The sequence below is a fragment of the Marinibium conchae genome (assembly GCF_015595035.1).
In the GTDB taxonomy this organism is placed as follows: Bacteria; Pseudomonadota; Gammaproteobacteria; order Enterobacterales; family Alteromonadaceae; genus Glaciecola.
This window is the reverse complement of record NZ_JADNRN010000002.1, coordinates 540123-555658: the sequence shown is the minus strand read 5'-3', so window position 1 is coordinate 555658 and position 15536 is coordinate 540123. Positions and strand designations below refer to the sequence as shown.

Annotated in this window: 11 protein-coding genes; 4 read left to right on the top strand and 7 right to left on the bottom strand. The window is 44.7% G+C overall.

All coding sequences use genetic code 11. The features are described 5' to 3' along the window. Positions 1–46: 46 nt before the first annotated feature. Positions 47–3250: an efflux RND transporter permease subunit gene (locus ISG33_RS10125; RefSeq protein WP_195733473.1), complete on the bottom strand. Its 3204-nt coding sequence runs from the start codon at positions 3248–3250 to the stop codon at positions 47–49. Continuing rightward, positions 3250–4419 carry an efflux RND transporter periplasmic adaptor subunit gene (locus ISG33_RS10120; RefSeq protein ID WP_229333528.1) on the bottom strand — a complete coding sequence of 390 codons (1170 nt, stop codon included), beginning with the start codon at positions 4417–4419 and terminating at the stop codon, positions 3250–3252. The genes ISG33_RS10125 and ISG33_RS10120 overlap by 1 nt, the downstream gene beginning before the upstream one ends. 175 nt (positions 4420–4594) lie before the next feature. On the opposite strand from ISG33_RS10120, the gene ISG33_RS10115 reads away from it, so the two are divergent. From ISG33_RS10115 to ISG33_RS10100, 4 genes are all read left to right on the top strand, one after another. After that, positions 4595–5248 carry a TetR/AcrR family transcriptional regulator gene (locus ISG33_RS10115; RefSeq protein WP_195733472.1) on the top strand — a complete coding sequence of 218 codons (654 nt, stop codon included), beginning with the start codon at positions 4595–4597 and terminating at the stop codon, positions 5246–5248. Between the two features lie 142 nt (positions 5249–5390). Further along, positions 5391–6419, top strand: a complete 1029-nt coding sequence (locus ISG33_RS10110) for an aspartate carbamoyltransferase (RefSeq protein ID WP_195733471.1) — start codon at positions 5391–5393, stop codon at positions 6417–6419. After that, complete coding sequence (gene hemL, locus ISG33_RS10105; RefSeq protein ID WP_195733470.1) at positions 6419–7711, top strand: glutamate-1-semialdehyde 2,1-aminomutase; 1293 nt, start codon at positions 6419–6421, stop codon at positions 7709–7711. Before ISG33_RS10110 ends, hemL begins: the two co-directional genes overlap by 1 nt. Before the next feature lie 13 nt (positions 7712–7724). Continuing rightward, positions 7725–8765, top strand: a complete 1041-nt coding sequence (locus ISG33_RS10100) for an adenylate/guanylate cyclase domain-containing protein (RefSeq protein WP_195733469.1) — start codon at positions 7725–7727, stop codon at positions 8763–8765. 109 nt (positions 8766–8874) lie between these two features. On the opposite strand, the gene ISG33_RS10095 is transcribed toward ISG33_RS10100, so the two are convergent. From ISG33_RS10095 to ISG33_RS10075, 5 genes are all read right to left on the bottom strand, one after another. Further along, complete coding sequence (locus ISG33_RS10095; RefSeq protein WP_195733468.1) at positions 8875–10260, bottom strand: ABC transporter permease; 1386 nt, start codon at positions 10258–10260, stop codon at positions 8875–8877. Further along, positions 10257–10940 (bottom strand): ABC transporter ATP-binding protein, encoded by a 684-nt coding sequence (locus ISG33_RS10090; RefSeq protein ID WP_195733467.1) that lies wholly within the window; start codon positions 10938–10940, stop codon positions 10257–10259. Before ISG33_RS10090 ends, ISG33_RS10095 begins: the two co-directional genes overlap by 4 nt. Further along, positions 10937–11872 (bottom strand): Dyp-type peroxidase, encoded by a 936-nt coding sequence (locus ISG33_RS10085; RefSeq protein ID WP_195733466.1) that lies wholly within the window; start codon positions 11870–11872, stop codon positions 10937–10939. The genes ISG33_RS10090 and ISG33_RS10085 overlap by 4 nt, the downstream gene beginning before the upstream one ends. 3 nt (positions 11873–11875) lie before the next feature. Continuing rightward, on the bottom strand, positions 11876–13588 hold the full coding sequence (ggt, locus tag ISG33_RS10080) for a gamma-glutamyltransferase (RefSeq protein WP_195733465.1): 1713 nt from the start codon (positions 13586–13588) through the stop codon (positions 11876–11878). Positions 13589–13735: 147 nt separating this feature from the next. Beyond that, positions 13736–15493 carry a right-handed parallel beta-helix repeat-containing protein gene (locus tag ISG33_RS10075; protein ID WP_195733464.1) on the bottom strand — a complete coding sequence of 586 codons (1758 nt, stop codon included), beginning with the start codon at positions 15491–15493 and terminating at the stop codon, positions 13736–13738. Between the last annotated feature and the right edge of the window lie 43 nt (positions 15494–15536).

Here is a 15536-nt window from a genome sequence, read left to right as displayed (position 1 = left end):
TTTTAAAATATCTATGCGATTTATTGATAATAACCTACCTAGACGACTATTTTTTATTGAGTTTTCTAGTGCGCTTTTGTTTATTAAGACTTGCCTTGGGCTTATCAGTTGAGCTGTGAGTTGTTGTGGGCAACTGGGGTTTATTCCGATTGCTAGCTGTTCGCATTCGACACAACAAGGAAATTAGCGTTGGCGTAAAAAACAAAGAAAGTAGCACAGAGAAGCCTACACCACCAGCGAGCACGACGGCAAGCGGAGGCCAAAATGAGCCCTCGGAAAACAGTAATAACGGAATTAACCCACCGACTGTAGTGAAGGTAGTTGACAGAATGTGTCGACTACAACTCATGGTTTCTGCCACTATTGCCTCTGTATCGCCTTTCATCGCTTCAGGGTTTGCGTTAATCGCAGCGATAACTACGATAGAGCCATTAATGGCAACGCCTATTAAACCGGCACTTCCTAACAGAGGATTAAATCCGACTGGCAGGCCAGATAACCATAGACTAAACATACCTAAGCCGACTGATAAAACAGCGACAATACCAATCACAACAGCAAACCTAACACTGTTAAAAGTGAGGATGAGCGCGGTGACCATTAACACAAGCAACACAGGCGCATAGGTCGCAAGTTGTCCAAGTGCTTGCTGCTGTTCGTCGGCATCCCCAGCCATTTTGATACGATAGCCGTCGGGTAGCGCAAGTGAGCTTTCCAACAGAGCCCTTAATTCATTACTAGCATCAACCGCTGGCACACCGGGCAATAACCATGCCTGTACTTTATTGACTCGCTCGCCATTGATCCTTGTGATTCCACTAATGCTGGGAACCATTGTAATTTCGCCTAATGCAGCTAGGCCAACACTTGCTTGATTTTGTGATAATAATTGGTTGATTAACGGCAGAGCATCTAGCTCTTGTGGGCTGCCTCGCTGCATCTCGGAAATCCGAACGCGTATTGGAAGCTCTTCTGTGGCTTGCAGCACCGAACCTCCTGTCGTTCCCGATAAAGCGACCTGTAACTGCTGTGCAATGCTCGTTAATGACAACTGAGAAATATACGACTCGTTCTCGCTCACATCAAAATGAAGCTCGGGTTCGCCCGTCGTAATAGATGCAATCGAAGCAGTCGCACCCTGCACTTTGGTCATTGCTAAGCGAACCTCTTCGCCCAAGGCGTTTAGCTTATCGATATCGGGGCCAAAAATATCGACCTCTAAAGGAGAAGCAATAGGCGGACCTTGGCCAAATGCCCGCGCGACTATTTTTGCTTGAGGAAAATGCTCCTGCAACTCAAACTGAAGTTGTGGAATTAACTTAGCAGCCTCAGAAACACTGAATGTGGTAACCACTGCATTAGCAAATTCAGGTGAATTATCGCGCGTCATCACTTGATTGTAATATACCGACGGGGCCGAACTACCCACCAACCATGTTAGCTGCTTTACTTCATCCTTCGCACGAATAAAGTCATCGATTTGCCGCGTGAGCTTGTAGCTCTCGTCGATAGAAGAACCGTTAGGCAGCCAAACATATATTTCAAATTGGTCTCGGTCGGCGGGAGGAAAAAACACATTAGCAAGTTGCTTCGACAACACGAAACCAGACAAGCAAAAGATAATGATTAGAGGTAACACGATTGCGGGTCGCTTTATGGTTTTCGCGAGCAATCTAGCAAATTGAGCTGATACCAATGGCATTTGCCAGCCGCGCAGATACCATGGGTATTCAATACTACTATCCCTAGGTAGATACCTAGCCGCCAAGGCAGCGATAACAGTGAGTGAAATAGCAAGTGATCCCAACAGTGCCATCACCACGCTAATGGCAATTGGGCCGATGAAATCACCAATATTACCGTTTAAAAGAAAAATCGGCATAAAGCCTAAAACTGTCGTCAATGTGGATGCTAAAAGAGGCGCGAACAAGTGACGAACGCTCTTGTCTAGAGCGTCGAGACGAGACAAGGCAGCATCTTGCAAGTTCAGCCGGATTTCATCGGTTATTACAATAGCATTATCTATCAGCAAACCGATGGCAATGATAATGCCAAAAATAGACATTTGATGGATCTGTTGATTGAAAAAGCTCAGTGAAAAAATCGCAAAGGCAGCACAAAGCGGCAACGCTAGCCCAACTATCCAGCTGGCTTTTGCTCCCATAAAAAACAGAATGACCAACATTACAACCAAGGAACCCATTAGCAGGTTTGTACTAAGCTCACTCAAACGCGCTTCTGTGTAAACATTTTGCTCGAAAACCATATTCGCTTGCACTGTGCCAGCAAACTCTTGATTGAATTCAGCGACTTTCTTGTTAATTGCCTCAGTCCATTGGTCAACACGCACCGTGGTCTGCATTCGGGCAGCGACAAAAATTGTTCTTCGGCCGTCAACTAAAGCAATATTTTGCTCAGGTTTTTGCCAACTTTGTTCTATTGTAGCTACATCAGCCAAGCGCAAATAACCACTTCCGGCCGCCTGCAAAGGAATATTTGAAATAATATCTAAACTATCTAATGGTTCTGCAACTTGGATTCTGATGTTCTTTTCAGCTGTATTTAACACGCCAGCAGGTAATTTTGGATCGGCAGAGCGAATGCGTTCACTCACCTGAGCAATCGATAAACCTGCCGCTGCCAGTGCCTGCGGGTCGAGTGTGACCGTAATCTCTTCTTGAGGTTGCCCGTAAATTCTCACTAACTCGGTGCCGCCAACATTTCTCATACGGTCAACCAATTCGCTAGCTAGGCGCCCACTCACAGACAGAGGCGTGTTGTCCGGCATTTCAGCATCAATTGCTAATAGTAGCGTAAAGGCTGTTGCACCGCGCTTGTCCTCTAGAATCGGTTTGTTAACACCCGCGGGAAATCGAGCAGAAGCGTTATCGATCCCATCTCTAATTTTTGAAAATATCTGCTGATTATTACTGGCATCCACCCAATCTTGCACTTCTACTTGAAGAAAAGAGAAACCTGACTTAGAGGTTGATTTAATTTCCTTTATTTCGAATAGTTCTCTCAGCTCATCTTCTAACACGTCGGAAACAAGCGCTTCAACTCGCTCAGCTGACGCACCAGGATAGGAGGTAAGAATGAGCACGTTGCGTAAATCAATGCGAGGGTCTTCCAAGCGAGGTAAGTTTTGAACAGCAGAGAGCCCAGCCACCAAAATAATGATGATGCTTAACACCAGCAAATGACCGCGTCTGAAAAAGACGGTATACCAAGGCGTGTTTGAGGCCACCATTAGTCTGCTACCGCCACGTTCGTAACTCGCTGATTGGGTGTCAGTCTTTGAATGCCCTCTATCACAAGTAATTCATCTTGTTGTATCGCACCAGAAACAAAGGCTTTACGACCAATCACATAGTCAACTTGTACACTTCGGCTTTGAATTTGCTGCTCTCCGTTTACATTGCTAACAACAAATACAGTCCACAAACCTCGAACACCATTTGCGAGCGCTGATGTTGGGATCCATGCTCCGCTGGTCGGAATATCCACTTCGACGCTTAATGACACAATGTCACCGGGCATAATGTAAGTATCGACTGTGCTTGCTTCGTCTAAGGTAAAAATAGCGTCGATAGCTCGGGTTGCACGATTTCGTTGCTGAGAAATCGAAGACAAGGTAGCGGAAATATCGTTTTGCATAAATTGCAAATCATACTGCTTACCAACTTCTAGTACCAATGGAGTTTGCGAGGGCAGTCCAATACGTGCCTCCAATTTTCCTTGTGCAAGGAGCTTGAAGACACTATCACCACTATTTACTACCGTACCAGGGTCAAGAATTTGTGTGACTATTTGGCCATCGAAGGGCGCGCGTAAAACAGACTTTTCAATTTCTACATCTATGCGCTCACCTCTTGCTAGCACTTCATTCACAAGTGCGTTTGCTGCATCTAGGTTTGCTCTCGCTTCATCCAAGCGCTGTGAAGACTCAAGCTTGGCTTCAACTAACTCGCTGATCCTTTGATTAGACAGGCTTGCTAGGGTTGCATCTGCACGCGCCCTTTTAAGAGCCGCAGTAACCTCTCCTTTTTGAGCTTTTAAACGAAGCGTATCAAGCTCCGCGAGAATTTGTCCCGTTGTAACCACATCCCCTTCCTTTACCATGATTTTGTTGATTACACCGGATAATTCGAAGCCGAGGTCGGCTTGCGTAACTGATTCAATTAGGCCATACACTTTGCGCGACTTTGTATAGGAGGATTGAATTTGTATCGGACTCACCGACACTTTCGCGTCTTGTATCACCAAAGACTTTCCAGAATGCGACGATTCAGCTGTGTTTTCTCCAGAAAAGAGCAGTAGTACGACGAGCAAAGCGACACTTACGCAGCAAAGTACGATGAGTTTTTTTTGAGCGCCATGCATTGCTTCGCTGTTGCTTGGTCTTGCCTTTAGAGTCATGTTAGTTCCTTGTCAATCTATTCGGTGAACGCTAATGATGTAAATTGCTTAAATTTCACCCAAGCTTATTAAGGCACATCCTAAAGCATAAATACTAGACCGTCTAGTATGATTATTATTTTTATGCTAAATTAGACGGAATAGTTTAGGGCTAACTAAAGGCAGTGAAAATGATATGAGTAGAACGGATTGCGAGATCAGCAATGGCACCAAGTCCGCTGGTCGCCCAAAAAGTGCTGAGAAAAGGTCGAGCATATTATGCACCGCTAGCGAGTTGTTTCTGCGGCTTGGCTATGATCGAACTTCAATGGATGCAGTCGCTAAGAGCAGCGGTGTTTCGAAGCAAACGGTATACTCTCACTTTAAAAACAAAGATATTCTCTATACATCAGTGATCGAACAAAAATGTAATGAATACCGCATTGAAGAAGATGCAATATGCATAGAAACGCAAGGTATCGAAGACTTACTCAATTCCATCGCAAGAAATTTTGTAGCCTTACTCACTGATAAAAGCGTGATTGCAATGTACTCGGTGGTTATTGGTGAGTCGAAAAATAATAAGCGCGTAGCCCAATTATTCTACGAAGCAGGCCCAGCTCACGGAAACCGACTGGTTCGTAAACTTCTCGCTAGTCATCCCTCAACTCAATTAAACAGTGAAGAAGCAAAAGAGGTCGCTACTGATTTTTTCAATTTATTAAAAGGTGAATATCACATGCAGAGCATGCTGCGCTTACCTTTCGAAAGTTCACCTGAAAAATTAGCGCAGTTTACTCAGCGCGTTGTACACAAGACCATGATGCTGATTAACATGCACAAAAAATGAGCGCGCTAATCACACTCTCTTGGCGTCATTGATTTTGAACAAAAAAGTGGAAAATTTTATACCTTATAATTCAATAATTTCATTCGTTAGCTTGGTTTTTTGATAAACTACCATTACAACCTGAGTATCAGTATAAAAAGGTATGAATGATTTGACTGCATTTACCGGCAATCATGTATTAAGTGTCGCCCAATTCGATCGACCCCAGATTGAACGAGTATTTTCTGTAGCCGATAACATGCTGCCTTATGCGCTCCGTGAAAAGCGCACCCAAGTACTCGACGGCGCGATACTTGGCAACTTATTCTTTGAGCCTAGCACCCGTACCCGCGTTAGTTTTGGTACAGCTTTCAACTTACTCGGCGGCGAAGTGCGTGAAACTACCGGCATGAGTAACTCAGCGCTTGCCAAAGGCGAATCACTCTATGACACAGCAAGAGTGCTCAGTGGCTATTCAGATATAATTGCCATGCGTCACCCTCAAGCAGGATCGGTAGCAGAGTTTGCAACAGGTAGTCGAGTGCCGGTAATCAATGGGGGTGACGGGGCGAATGAGCACCCCACACAAGCCTTACTCGATTTATATACCATTGAAAAAGAACGAAAGTCGAATGGCGAAGGTATCGACGGATTGCACATCGCCATGATTGGCGATCTTAAATACGGGCGAACGGTTCATTCATTGAGTAAACTTCTTTGCCTTTATAAAAACATTCACTTTACACTTATCTCCCCTGCTGAATTAGCGATGCCGAGTGAGATATGCGACATGATTTCAGATGCTGGTCACCAGTTGAACATCACTGATCAGTTTGAAGGCAGTTTGCAAGCCGACATTTGTTATCAAACTCGCATACAGGAAGAACGCTTCCCATCACAGGAAGAAGCGAATAAGTATCGTGGTAAATTTAGGCTAAATCAGCAGATCTATACTAAACACTTTCAATCTAAAACCGTCATCATGCATCCATTACCACGTGACTCTCGAGTTGAGGCGAATGAGCTTGATAACGATTTAAATCTAAACCCTAATTTAGCCATTTTTCGCCAAACCGATAATGGTGTATTGGTCAGAATGGCATTGTTTGCTCTGACACTAGGGGTTGATAACAAAGTATCCGATTTCGACCGACCAGTTCATTGGTTCAGCAATAAAGGCCAAAACATATAATGACAACACAATCTGAAAAATTATTTGAGCGCGCGCAGAAAACCATTCCTGGTGGCGTAAACTCACCTGTTCGTGCGTTCAAAGCAGTGGGAGGAACGCCTCGCTTCATTACTAAAGCTGACGGTCCGTACATGTGGGATGTTGATGGCAATCGCTATATTGATTATATCAATTCATGGGGGCCTATGGTTTTGGGTCATAACAACCCTGAGATCCGCCAAGCCGTTATCGACGCGTCCGAATTTGGCCTTAGTTATGGTGCACCAACCGAAGCCGAAATTACCATGGCCGAACTTGTAAGTGAACTCGTGCCTTCGATGGAAATGGTACGCATGGTTAACTCAGGTACAGAAGCAACCATGAGTGCCATTCGATTGGCCAGGGGCTACACTAGCAAAAATAAAATTCTCAAATTTGAGGGTTGCTACCATGGTCATGCCGACTCGCTTTTAGTAAAAGCGGGTTCTGGAGCATTAACACTAGGTGTACCAAGCTCACCAGGAGTGCCTGCAGACTTCGCCAAGCACACCTTAACAGTTGATTTTAATAGCTTAGCATCGGTGCAAGAGGCTTTTGATACTCACGGTGACGATATCGCTTGTATCATCGTTGAACCTGTTGCCGGTAACATGAACTGTATTCCCCCGGTAGATGGCTTTTTAGAAGGCTTGAGAGCGATCTGCGATCGCTATGGCGCAGTATTAATATTCGATGAAGTAATGACTGGTTTTAGAGTCTCCTTGGGCGGAGCACAAGGTCATTATGGCGTGATACCTGATCTCACTTGTTTGGGGAAAGTCATCGGTGGTGGCATGCCTGTTGGAGCATTTGGTGGAAAACGCGACATCATTACGCATATTGCCCCTACTGGCCCGGTTTATCAAGCAGGCACCCTCTCTGGTAATCCAATTGCTATGGCAGCAGGTTTGTGTGCGCTGCGACAACTGGCAGCGCCTGGCTTTTATGATTCGCTAGTTGAAAATACAAGGATGCTTGCCGAGGGTATAAGAGATGCTGCCCACGCCAATAATATTCCTATGACGATTAACATTGCGGGTAGTATGTTTGGTATCTTCTTCACCACTGACGAAAAGGTCACGAATTATCAACAAGCGATTAATTGCAATACTGCACAATTCAATCAGTTCTATCATGCTATGCTAGAGGAAGGTGTTTATTTAGCACCAGCCTCATACGAAGCTGGTTTTGTGTCGAAAATGCACACAAAAGATGTCATTGAAGCCACTATCGCTGCGGCAGACAAAGCATTTAAACAAATCACAGCGAAATAAAGGACTTCTCTAGGTGTTGTATTGGGTTATTGGATTATCAGTATATGCTTTAATTAGCACGCTTTTGTGGGCGCTGTTCTCCTACAAAGCACGCCATATTAAACATAAACTGATCCAGTATGCCGAAGCAGAACAACAGTCGTACCAGCAAAAAGCTGATCAAGCGATGCACCTCAATCACACCTTTCAAAAATTTGTGCCACGACAATTTGTAGAACATATTGCCAAACAAGGCGCTTCACTTGAATTGGGTCATGCTGATGAAGATAACGTAGCAATCCTATTTTGTGACATACGCGGTTTTACCGGCTTATCAGAACGCATGAAACCTCAAGAATTAATGAATTTTTTGAATTCTTATTTCATACGAATGAACGCCCCTATTCACGATAACAAAGGCTTCATTGATAAATTCATCGGTGATGCCATCATGGCTTTGTTCGATAACCCTGAAGGTAACGACAGCGATAAGGCCTGCGACTCTATACGAGCCGCGATTGGTCTGCGACGCGCACTGTATTTATACAACCAACACCGGGAGCGCAGTGGTTACAACTCAGTCAATATCGGTATTGGTATTCATTTTGGGCCCGTCATTATCGGCACTGTTGGCTCCGATGATCGCATGGATACCACCGTAATTGGCGATTCTGTGAACATTGCTCAACGTTTAGAGTCCTTAGCGCCCATTTATGATATCGATATTATTGTAAGTGACCAGTTAGTGCAGACTACCGAAAATGCTTTTGCATCTAGGGTTATCGATTGGGTGCGCGTTAAAGGCCGCAGTGAACCGCTGAAGCTAGTTGAGGTAGTGGAGCACTTAGACGATGCTGAGCAAAGCCAGCGTATAGCAAGGGCTCCGGCTATTCAGCAGGGCTTAGATTTACGTATCAGTGGTAAACTCAGAGAGGCGCTTGATGTGTTTAAAGAAGCAAAGAAATTATCTCCAACTGACCCAATCCTTAAACATCATATTAAGTGGACTGAACATCTGATTCTTCACGGTGTGCCAGAAAACTGGGATGGTACACTTCAGATTGGTGCCGAATAGTCATTAGTAACGACTTCGATACTCTCGCTGCGACTAATCAAGTTGCCATTCCCAGCACTATTGCGTTGACTTATACCAACAACCTATGCCAATAAGCTATAGCGTTAGTTTATACTAAGCGAGAGCGACGATAAGCGCTAATGCTTGGCGCAAGCGCTATAATAAAGGTAGCACACATAACAAGCGCAACCACGAGCAAAGTATGTACGGTGAAAATGCTAGCCCCTAGGCTAATCCCGTAATTTGTGAGCATCCAATCACTCGATAAAAATATTGCCATAAATACAAAAAATAGCGCTGAAACAGAGGCACATAGGGCGATACTCATCGCTTCCAACTGGATTAACCAAAATATAAAGCTCGGTCTCGCGCCCATTACACGAAGCACCGCCAACTCAGGCTTTCTCTCTCGTAACGACGACAGCAGCATGGTTGTTAAGCCCAACAAGCTTGCCACTAATACTGCAGAAGATATTAGCCTAAGTACGCTTTCAACTGCACCAACTAAACGCCATAGCTCTGCTAGCGCGACGCCTGGAATAATCGCTGATAATGCTTCTTGTTTGTCTTGATTGATCTGCCTTTGCAGTTGCAAAACGGCGATACGCGATTGCAAACCCAACATAAATGCTGAAATCTGACTAGGCTCGGGCTCGCTATGCGCATGTTCATCATGAGCATGGGATTCGTGCTGTGCGTGTTCATGCTCGTGCTGTTTATGTTCATGCCTCTCGTGCTCAGGCCCGTGCTGTTCGTGCTCGTGCTTATGCTCGTGTTCATGTAGCTCGGCCTTGTGTTCTTCGTTCGACTTTGTGGCCGAAGGCCTAGATAGAGCGGATGTATGGCTTGGCTTCGAATGCACAGCTTCGACTGCACTCAATTTAATGTGAATGGCCTGATCAACCGGTGTCCCTGTTGCCGCCAGGATACCCACAATAGTGAACGGATGCTCGCCATGATGGCTGAAGCTAACTTCTCCCACGCCATGAGAAATAACAACCTGATCGCCTAAGTTATAATTAAGCTGCTTGGCGATATCTGCCCCTATCACCATGTCAAAGATGTTAGTAGCACCGTATCCAAAACGATTTCCTTCATCAAAGCTCAATTCCCGCTTGTCGCCGTAACGATAATGTTCAAAATAATCGTTGGTCGTGCCAATAACGGCGTAGCCTTTGTGTGAGTCACCTAGGGAAAGCGGAATTGACCACTCTACCAGAGGGTGTTGACTAATTCGCTGATAACTCTCCCAGCTAAGTGCGTTAGCGTTGGCACCAATACGGAATACCGAGCTTAGTAGTAAGTTAATTTGTCCCGTTCTTGCACCAACAATCAGGTCGACACCCGATACCGTGCGATAGAAGCTTTGCTTAGCTTCTTTCCTTACATGTTCTATAGAAATGAGTAAGCAAACACTTACAAACAAAGCTATAAAAGTCAGTAATACTGAGTACTTTCGGTCTAGCAGACTACGTTTCGCGACACTTAGGATCATGATTCACGCCCTAGGTGATTAATATCCATAAGAGACTCGACTCTGTCGAAGTGTTTCGATAATGATTGATCATGACTCACAAAAATCAAACTGGCTGAGGTTTTTTTCACCGCAGATTTAAGGAGCTGCATAAAGGCGTCTGTTGCATCCGCATCAAGTGCAGAGCTTGGTTCGTCGGCAATAATCACAGCGGGTTGATTTATCAAGGCTCTAGCTATAGCAACACGTTGTTGTTGTCCAACGCTTAACTCGCTCGCTTGGCTAAAAAGCACATCATTCGGTAAGTTCAATTCATGCAGAAGCTCGCCAGCTCGTTGTTCAACCTTGCCATCTTTGCTCCCAGAAGAAAAATAAGAGGCTAAACGAATATTATCTAGCACACTCAAATATGGCACCAGATTAAACTGTTGAAGTACTACTCCGATGCTCTTTGCTCGGAAAGCATCACGTTTACTTGGGGCTAGCGCACTTAAATTTGTATCATTAATGTGTATTTGCCCAGAGGAAACAGGGAGCAAACCAGATAAGAGGTTCAAAAAAGTACTTTTACCACAGCCCGACGGCCCAAACAAAAATACGCTCTCAGCCGTCTTTAGCCGCCAACTTTTAATATTAAGGACGGCTTTACCGGGAGTATAAGCAAAACTTAGGTTTTCAACATTAACTGCACATTGGCTCATGCTATTTCATCACCATATTCTGTAGCGCTTTTTTTGATGAATTGGATCGATGGGGCGAAGAAAGCGGCGCCAGTCTCAGCATTAGAATAATCCAAAAGACGATCGTAATGACCCATCTCATCACCAAAAATACGACTGTATAGCATTTCACGAAATGATTTACTGTTGTTCGCACAACTTACATAGAACAAGCCCTGTACTAGCATGTCGCCATAAGGCATGCTTTGCTTGAGTAAGCTTGGATAATCACCAGTGGGGCCAGTTAACTTGGTTCTAAAGGTATGTGACGACCTTCCGGTATCGACCAAAGGTAAGCTATGCTCTTTGGTTTTCCCCATTATTGCTTCCTGCCTGCGCAAAGATAGTGCGTTCCATCGAGTCATATCGTGCCTAAAACGCTGTATATGAATATAGCTACCACCGCGAAACTCTGGATCAGTATCTCCAACGATGGATATGTCGAACTTCTTCATCCCTCGTGGATTATCTTCAGTTACCATAAAGCCGGTTAAATCACGCCCGTCAAGGTACCTAAAAGCACTGACTTGCTCAACTAACTCAACATGAACACGAAGTAGTTCAAGCACTTGGATGCCGATCGCATGACAAATATCAAGCCTATCTGCGCGTATTTGGATAAATAAGTCACAAGGCAACACCGGAGCACAACGGTCCTCGCACTGCATATCAGGAAAGGCTGATAATTCTTGCGGCATCGCATTTGGATACAACTCTGGCCAAAAGTTAGCCCCTACGCCAATCACACCCGACACCATAGCCTCGTAGTGTTCTTCATCAAAATACTCAAATATATCGAGTAAGCGAGACAGTTTTTGGCGCATGGCGGGGAAGTCGTCGTCAACCACATTGAACAACAAATATTGAGCATGAAGGTTTGGTTCTGCGCAAATACCTTTTTGCGGTTGACTCATTGATCAGTATCCTGCGGCTTGACCGTCTTTTCGTGATTCGGAAGCGCCATAATACACTTTATTCTTATCATCTAACATTATTGCTTGATAGCCACCGAAAGCCCCCGACACATCTTTAAGCACGTGCCCCTTCTTCATTAGCTCTCGTCGCGTTTTATAAGAAAAGCCCGATTCAAGGCTAATGAACCCGCCGTCTTCCATGATATCGCCCTCAGGTTGACTTGATCCCGAATGTAAAATGCGCGGCGCGTCACCTGCCTCCTGCAAGTTCATACCGAAATCAATCATATTAATAATGATTTGTGCATGCATTTGCGGTTGTGTTCCCCCACCCATTACTCCAAAGCTCATAAGCGGTTTGTTGTTGCGGGTCACAAATGCAGGAATGATGGTGTGAAATGGACGCTTTCCAGGCTCTAAAGAATTAAAATGCTTAGGATCAAGCGAAAACATCTCCCCACGGTTTTGTAGGACGAAGCCGAGATCCGTCGGTATCATTCCGGAGCCCATGCCACGATAATTACTTTGGATTAACGACACCATGTTGCCCTGCTTATCGGCAACAGTAAGGTAGATTGTATCGCCTTCGTTCTTACCCGCATCCACTCGTTTAGCGGCTTGGTTTGGCTTAATTAATCTTTGGCGCTCTGCCGCATATTCTTTAGAAATAAGCCAGCTCGTTGGTATTTCGTTGAAATCTGGGTCGGCGTAGAATTTTGCCCTATCAGCAAAGGCGAGCTTTTTCGCCTCAACAAAAGTGTGTACAAACTCAGCACTGTCGCGACCCATACTCTCCAAGTCGTACAACTCAAGTATATTTAAAATCTGGAGGGCAGCGATTCCCTGCCCATTTGGTGGCAGTTCCCATATGTCGTAACCGCGATAATTGCTAGAAACAGGCTCTATCCATTCCGAGCGATGAGTTGCTAAATCTTGATAAGAAAGTAAGCCACCTTGGCTTTGCATGAAACCGCTGATAGTTCTGGCTATATCGCCCTTATAAAAAGCGTCTCTGCCGCCTGTCGCTATTTTTTCGTAAGTAGCAGCGAGATTAGGGTTTTTAAATATTTGACCTTTTTTAGGTGTTTTGCCGTCAACAGTAAAGGTTTCTGTAAAGCCAGGATAGTGCCCGATACGCTTTTGGTTCATTTCAAAGTAATAAGCAATTAATTCTGATACGGGAAAGCCCTCGCGTGCATACTTTATAGACGGCGCAAGTAGTTCCTGCATTGGTTTCGTGCCAAAACGTTTACTCAGCTCAAACCAACCATCTACAGCCCCTGGTACTGATACTGGAAGAGGACCAAAAGCAGGTATACGATCGAGCCCCTCCTTTTTGAAATAAGCACGAGTAAGGCCTTTAGGAGAGCGACCCGACGCATTCAAGCCATATAATTTTTGCGATTCTGCATCCCAAACAATCGCGAATAAATCGCCACCAATACCACAGCCAGTTGGCTCAACTAAGCCCAACATAGCATTAGCCGCAATCGCAGCATCAATGGCATTACCGCCATTTTTTAGTACGTCTAGGGCAACTTGAGTTGCTAAGGGTTGGCTAGTTGCAGCCATTCCGTTTTGCGCGATAACTTCTGAGCGAGTAGCAAAAGTCTCCCCTGTAATTCGGTCGTAAGCATGGACCGTACTGACAAAACTGGATACAACAACAAGTGCACTGAACTGTAGGACTTTTTTTAATTTGCGGGGTGTGATCATGCCAAACTCTTTTGTTTTTATTCCTTTGAATATTCTTACAGTGTACTCGCGATTTGGGTCACTGCCAAAAGTTTTGGTTTGCAGGAACAGCACTCAAAGAGGGGTCGTGCTGTTCCTACTTTTCTGTTTGGTTATAGATTATTGCGTTTATCTATTTCTTACGCGTAGTTTTAAATAAGGACAATTATTACTCACAGTAAAGTTGATACGTGTACCGCTCCAACCACCAGTAATTTTTTCCCAATTGCCATCAATGACTCGTGTACCATTGCCATCCGCTGAGTTCGCACTACCCCGAATGTTGCATGATGTATTGGCGTCACTGTCGGCGATAGCAATTTCTTTGTTACTAAGGCCACCACTCACCACAACACAACTGGCTGAATTCAGCGTAATTTCAGTAAGCTGTCGCCCGCTGTATTGGAAGCAATCACCATCGTTATTGCCGCTATCCGCGTTGGCTGGGCGCGTAAAACACGCCTTAAAAGTACCAGGAATAGGGTCGCCAAAAGTTGCGTTGCTACATGAAATGTTGTTTGTAATATTCTCTTGAATAACAAAACTACCATCTGCCCCATAAGCAATATCGACCGCATTGGATACATTTATTGTTGTATTTTCATTGCCTGCGTAAGTAAAACCGCTGGGACCGCTTGGATCGGATGAACCACCTCCAGAGCTGCCCCCCGAACCTGAGCCTGAACCGCCAGAACCATCCGACCCAGAGCCACCTGAGTCACCTCCACCAGCAGTCGGCGCATTCGGCGGAGTACAAGCAGTTCCCGCTAGTTCCTCATAAACACGCTCAGGCCTCGCACTTGGGACTCTATCCGGAGCGCCCGTATTACAACCATACTTTGCGCCACCGTCGCTTTTTGCTCTAAACACATAAACATTAGCATTTGCATTCAATACCGTGTTGTTCACAGCCCAATTATTGTAACCGTGAATAAGTGCTAAACTCGGGTCGTCATCTAATTGAGCATCAACTGATACTGCGCGCGTAAGCGAGCTCGGTGCATTAGCAAAGTTAAAGGTATTGTTATGAGCAACACCCTGTGTGCCTTTAAGATGCACCACTACATCTGGAGGATTTGATGAAGAAAGTAATTCAGAGCGGGTCCAGGCTAAATTGAAGGTATTATTTTCCACATAAACGCCCACCGTACCCTCTTTTACGTCAACGCCATTGTTGCCTACATTTGGCCCGACAGTATTGCCAAAAATGTGAGCAAAATCGCAATTTTGACGATAATCAGACTCAACAGGGCTGGGTTGGTAGAATATGTTCCATTTCTTTCTGTCATTGCAGATATAAATAGCTTCACCGCGATTTGCACGAATTAAGCCAGTATTGTATATCCTGTTATTGCTAATCACCGCGTTATCACTGCCGTCGCGAAGATGGAAAGCCTCTTCACCAATGTCAAATATGTCATTATTATCGAAACGGATATTGTTCGATCTGTCGATGATGACGCCCTTACGGCTATTGGTAAACTTGATATTTCTAATCGTTATTCCATTCACTTCTTGGCCGTAGAATACGTAATTATTATTTAAACCTTTACCTTTAAGAGTGGGCTTTACACTAGGATTCAATGCCTCGATAGTGACATTGCTGACATCGTTGATCAAAAACATTGGCGCGGTGTTTATCCATCCGTCGAGGGTAAATAAATTGTAGGTGCTGCCGGTGTAGGTGTAGACACCGCTATTACCGCCATTACCGTCAATTTTTATCACATCACCATTCTGTGCGTTCTCTAAGCGCTGCCTTAATTCGGCTACCGTATCCACCACATAAGTTGCTGCCTGAGATAAACTTGATACTAAAAGCCCCGCTACGACTAATATTACTTTCTGACTGAAAGGGCGCCTTTTGGCATTACCAGTTATCCACATAATCCTCTCCAAATGTAAATTATTTGTAAACCGTTTATAAAAA

Bases quoted from the DNA above. Each gene is read 5' to 3' on its own strand.
- ISG33_RS10120 (WP_229333528.1), bottom strand. From the start codon at position 4,419: ATGACTCTAAAGGCAAGACCAAGCAACAGCGAAGCAATGCATGGCGCT.
- ISG33_RS10110 (WP_195733471.1), top strand. From the start codon at position 5,391: ATGAATGATTTGACTGCATTTACCGGCAATCATGTATTAAGTGTCGCC.
- ISG33_RS10095 (WP_195733468.1), bottom strand. From the start codon at position 10,260: ATGATCCTAAGTGTCGCGAAACGTAGTCTGCTAGACCGAAAGTACTCA.
- ISG33_RS10075 (WP_195733464.1), bottom strand. From the start codon at position 15,493: ATGTGGATAACTGGTAATGCCAAAAGGCGCCCTTTCAGTCAGAAAGTA.
- ISG33_RS10090 (WP_195733467.1), bottom strand. From the start codon at position 10,940: ATGAGCCAATGTGCAGTTAATGTTGAAAACCTAAGTTTTGCTTATACT.
- ggt (WP_195733465.1), bottom strand. From the start codon at position 13,588: ATGATCACACCCCGCAAATTAAAAAAAGTCCTACAGTTCAGTGCACTT.
- hemL (WP_195733470.1), top strand. From the start codon at position 6,419: ATGACAACACAATCTGAAAAATTATTTGAGCGCGCGCAGAAAACCATT.
- ISG33_RS10085 (WP_195733466.1), bottom strand. From the start codon at position 11,872: ATGAGTCAACCGCAAAAAGGTATTTGCGCAGAACCAAACCTTCATGCT.
- ISG33_RS10115 (WP_195733472.1), top strand. From the start codon at position 4,595: ATGAGTAGAACGGATTGCGAGATCAGCAATGGCACCAAGTCCGCTGGT.
- ISG33_RS10125 (WP_195733473.1), bottom strand. From the start codon at position 3,250: ATGGTGGCCTCAAACACGCCTTGGTATACCGTCTTTTTCAGACGCGGT.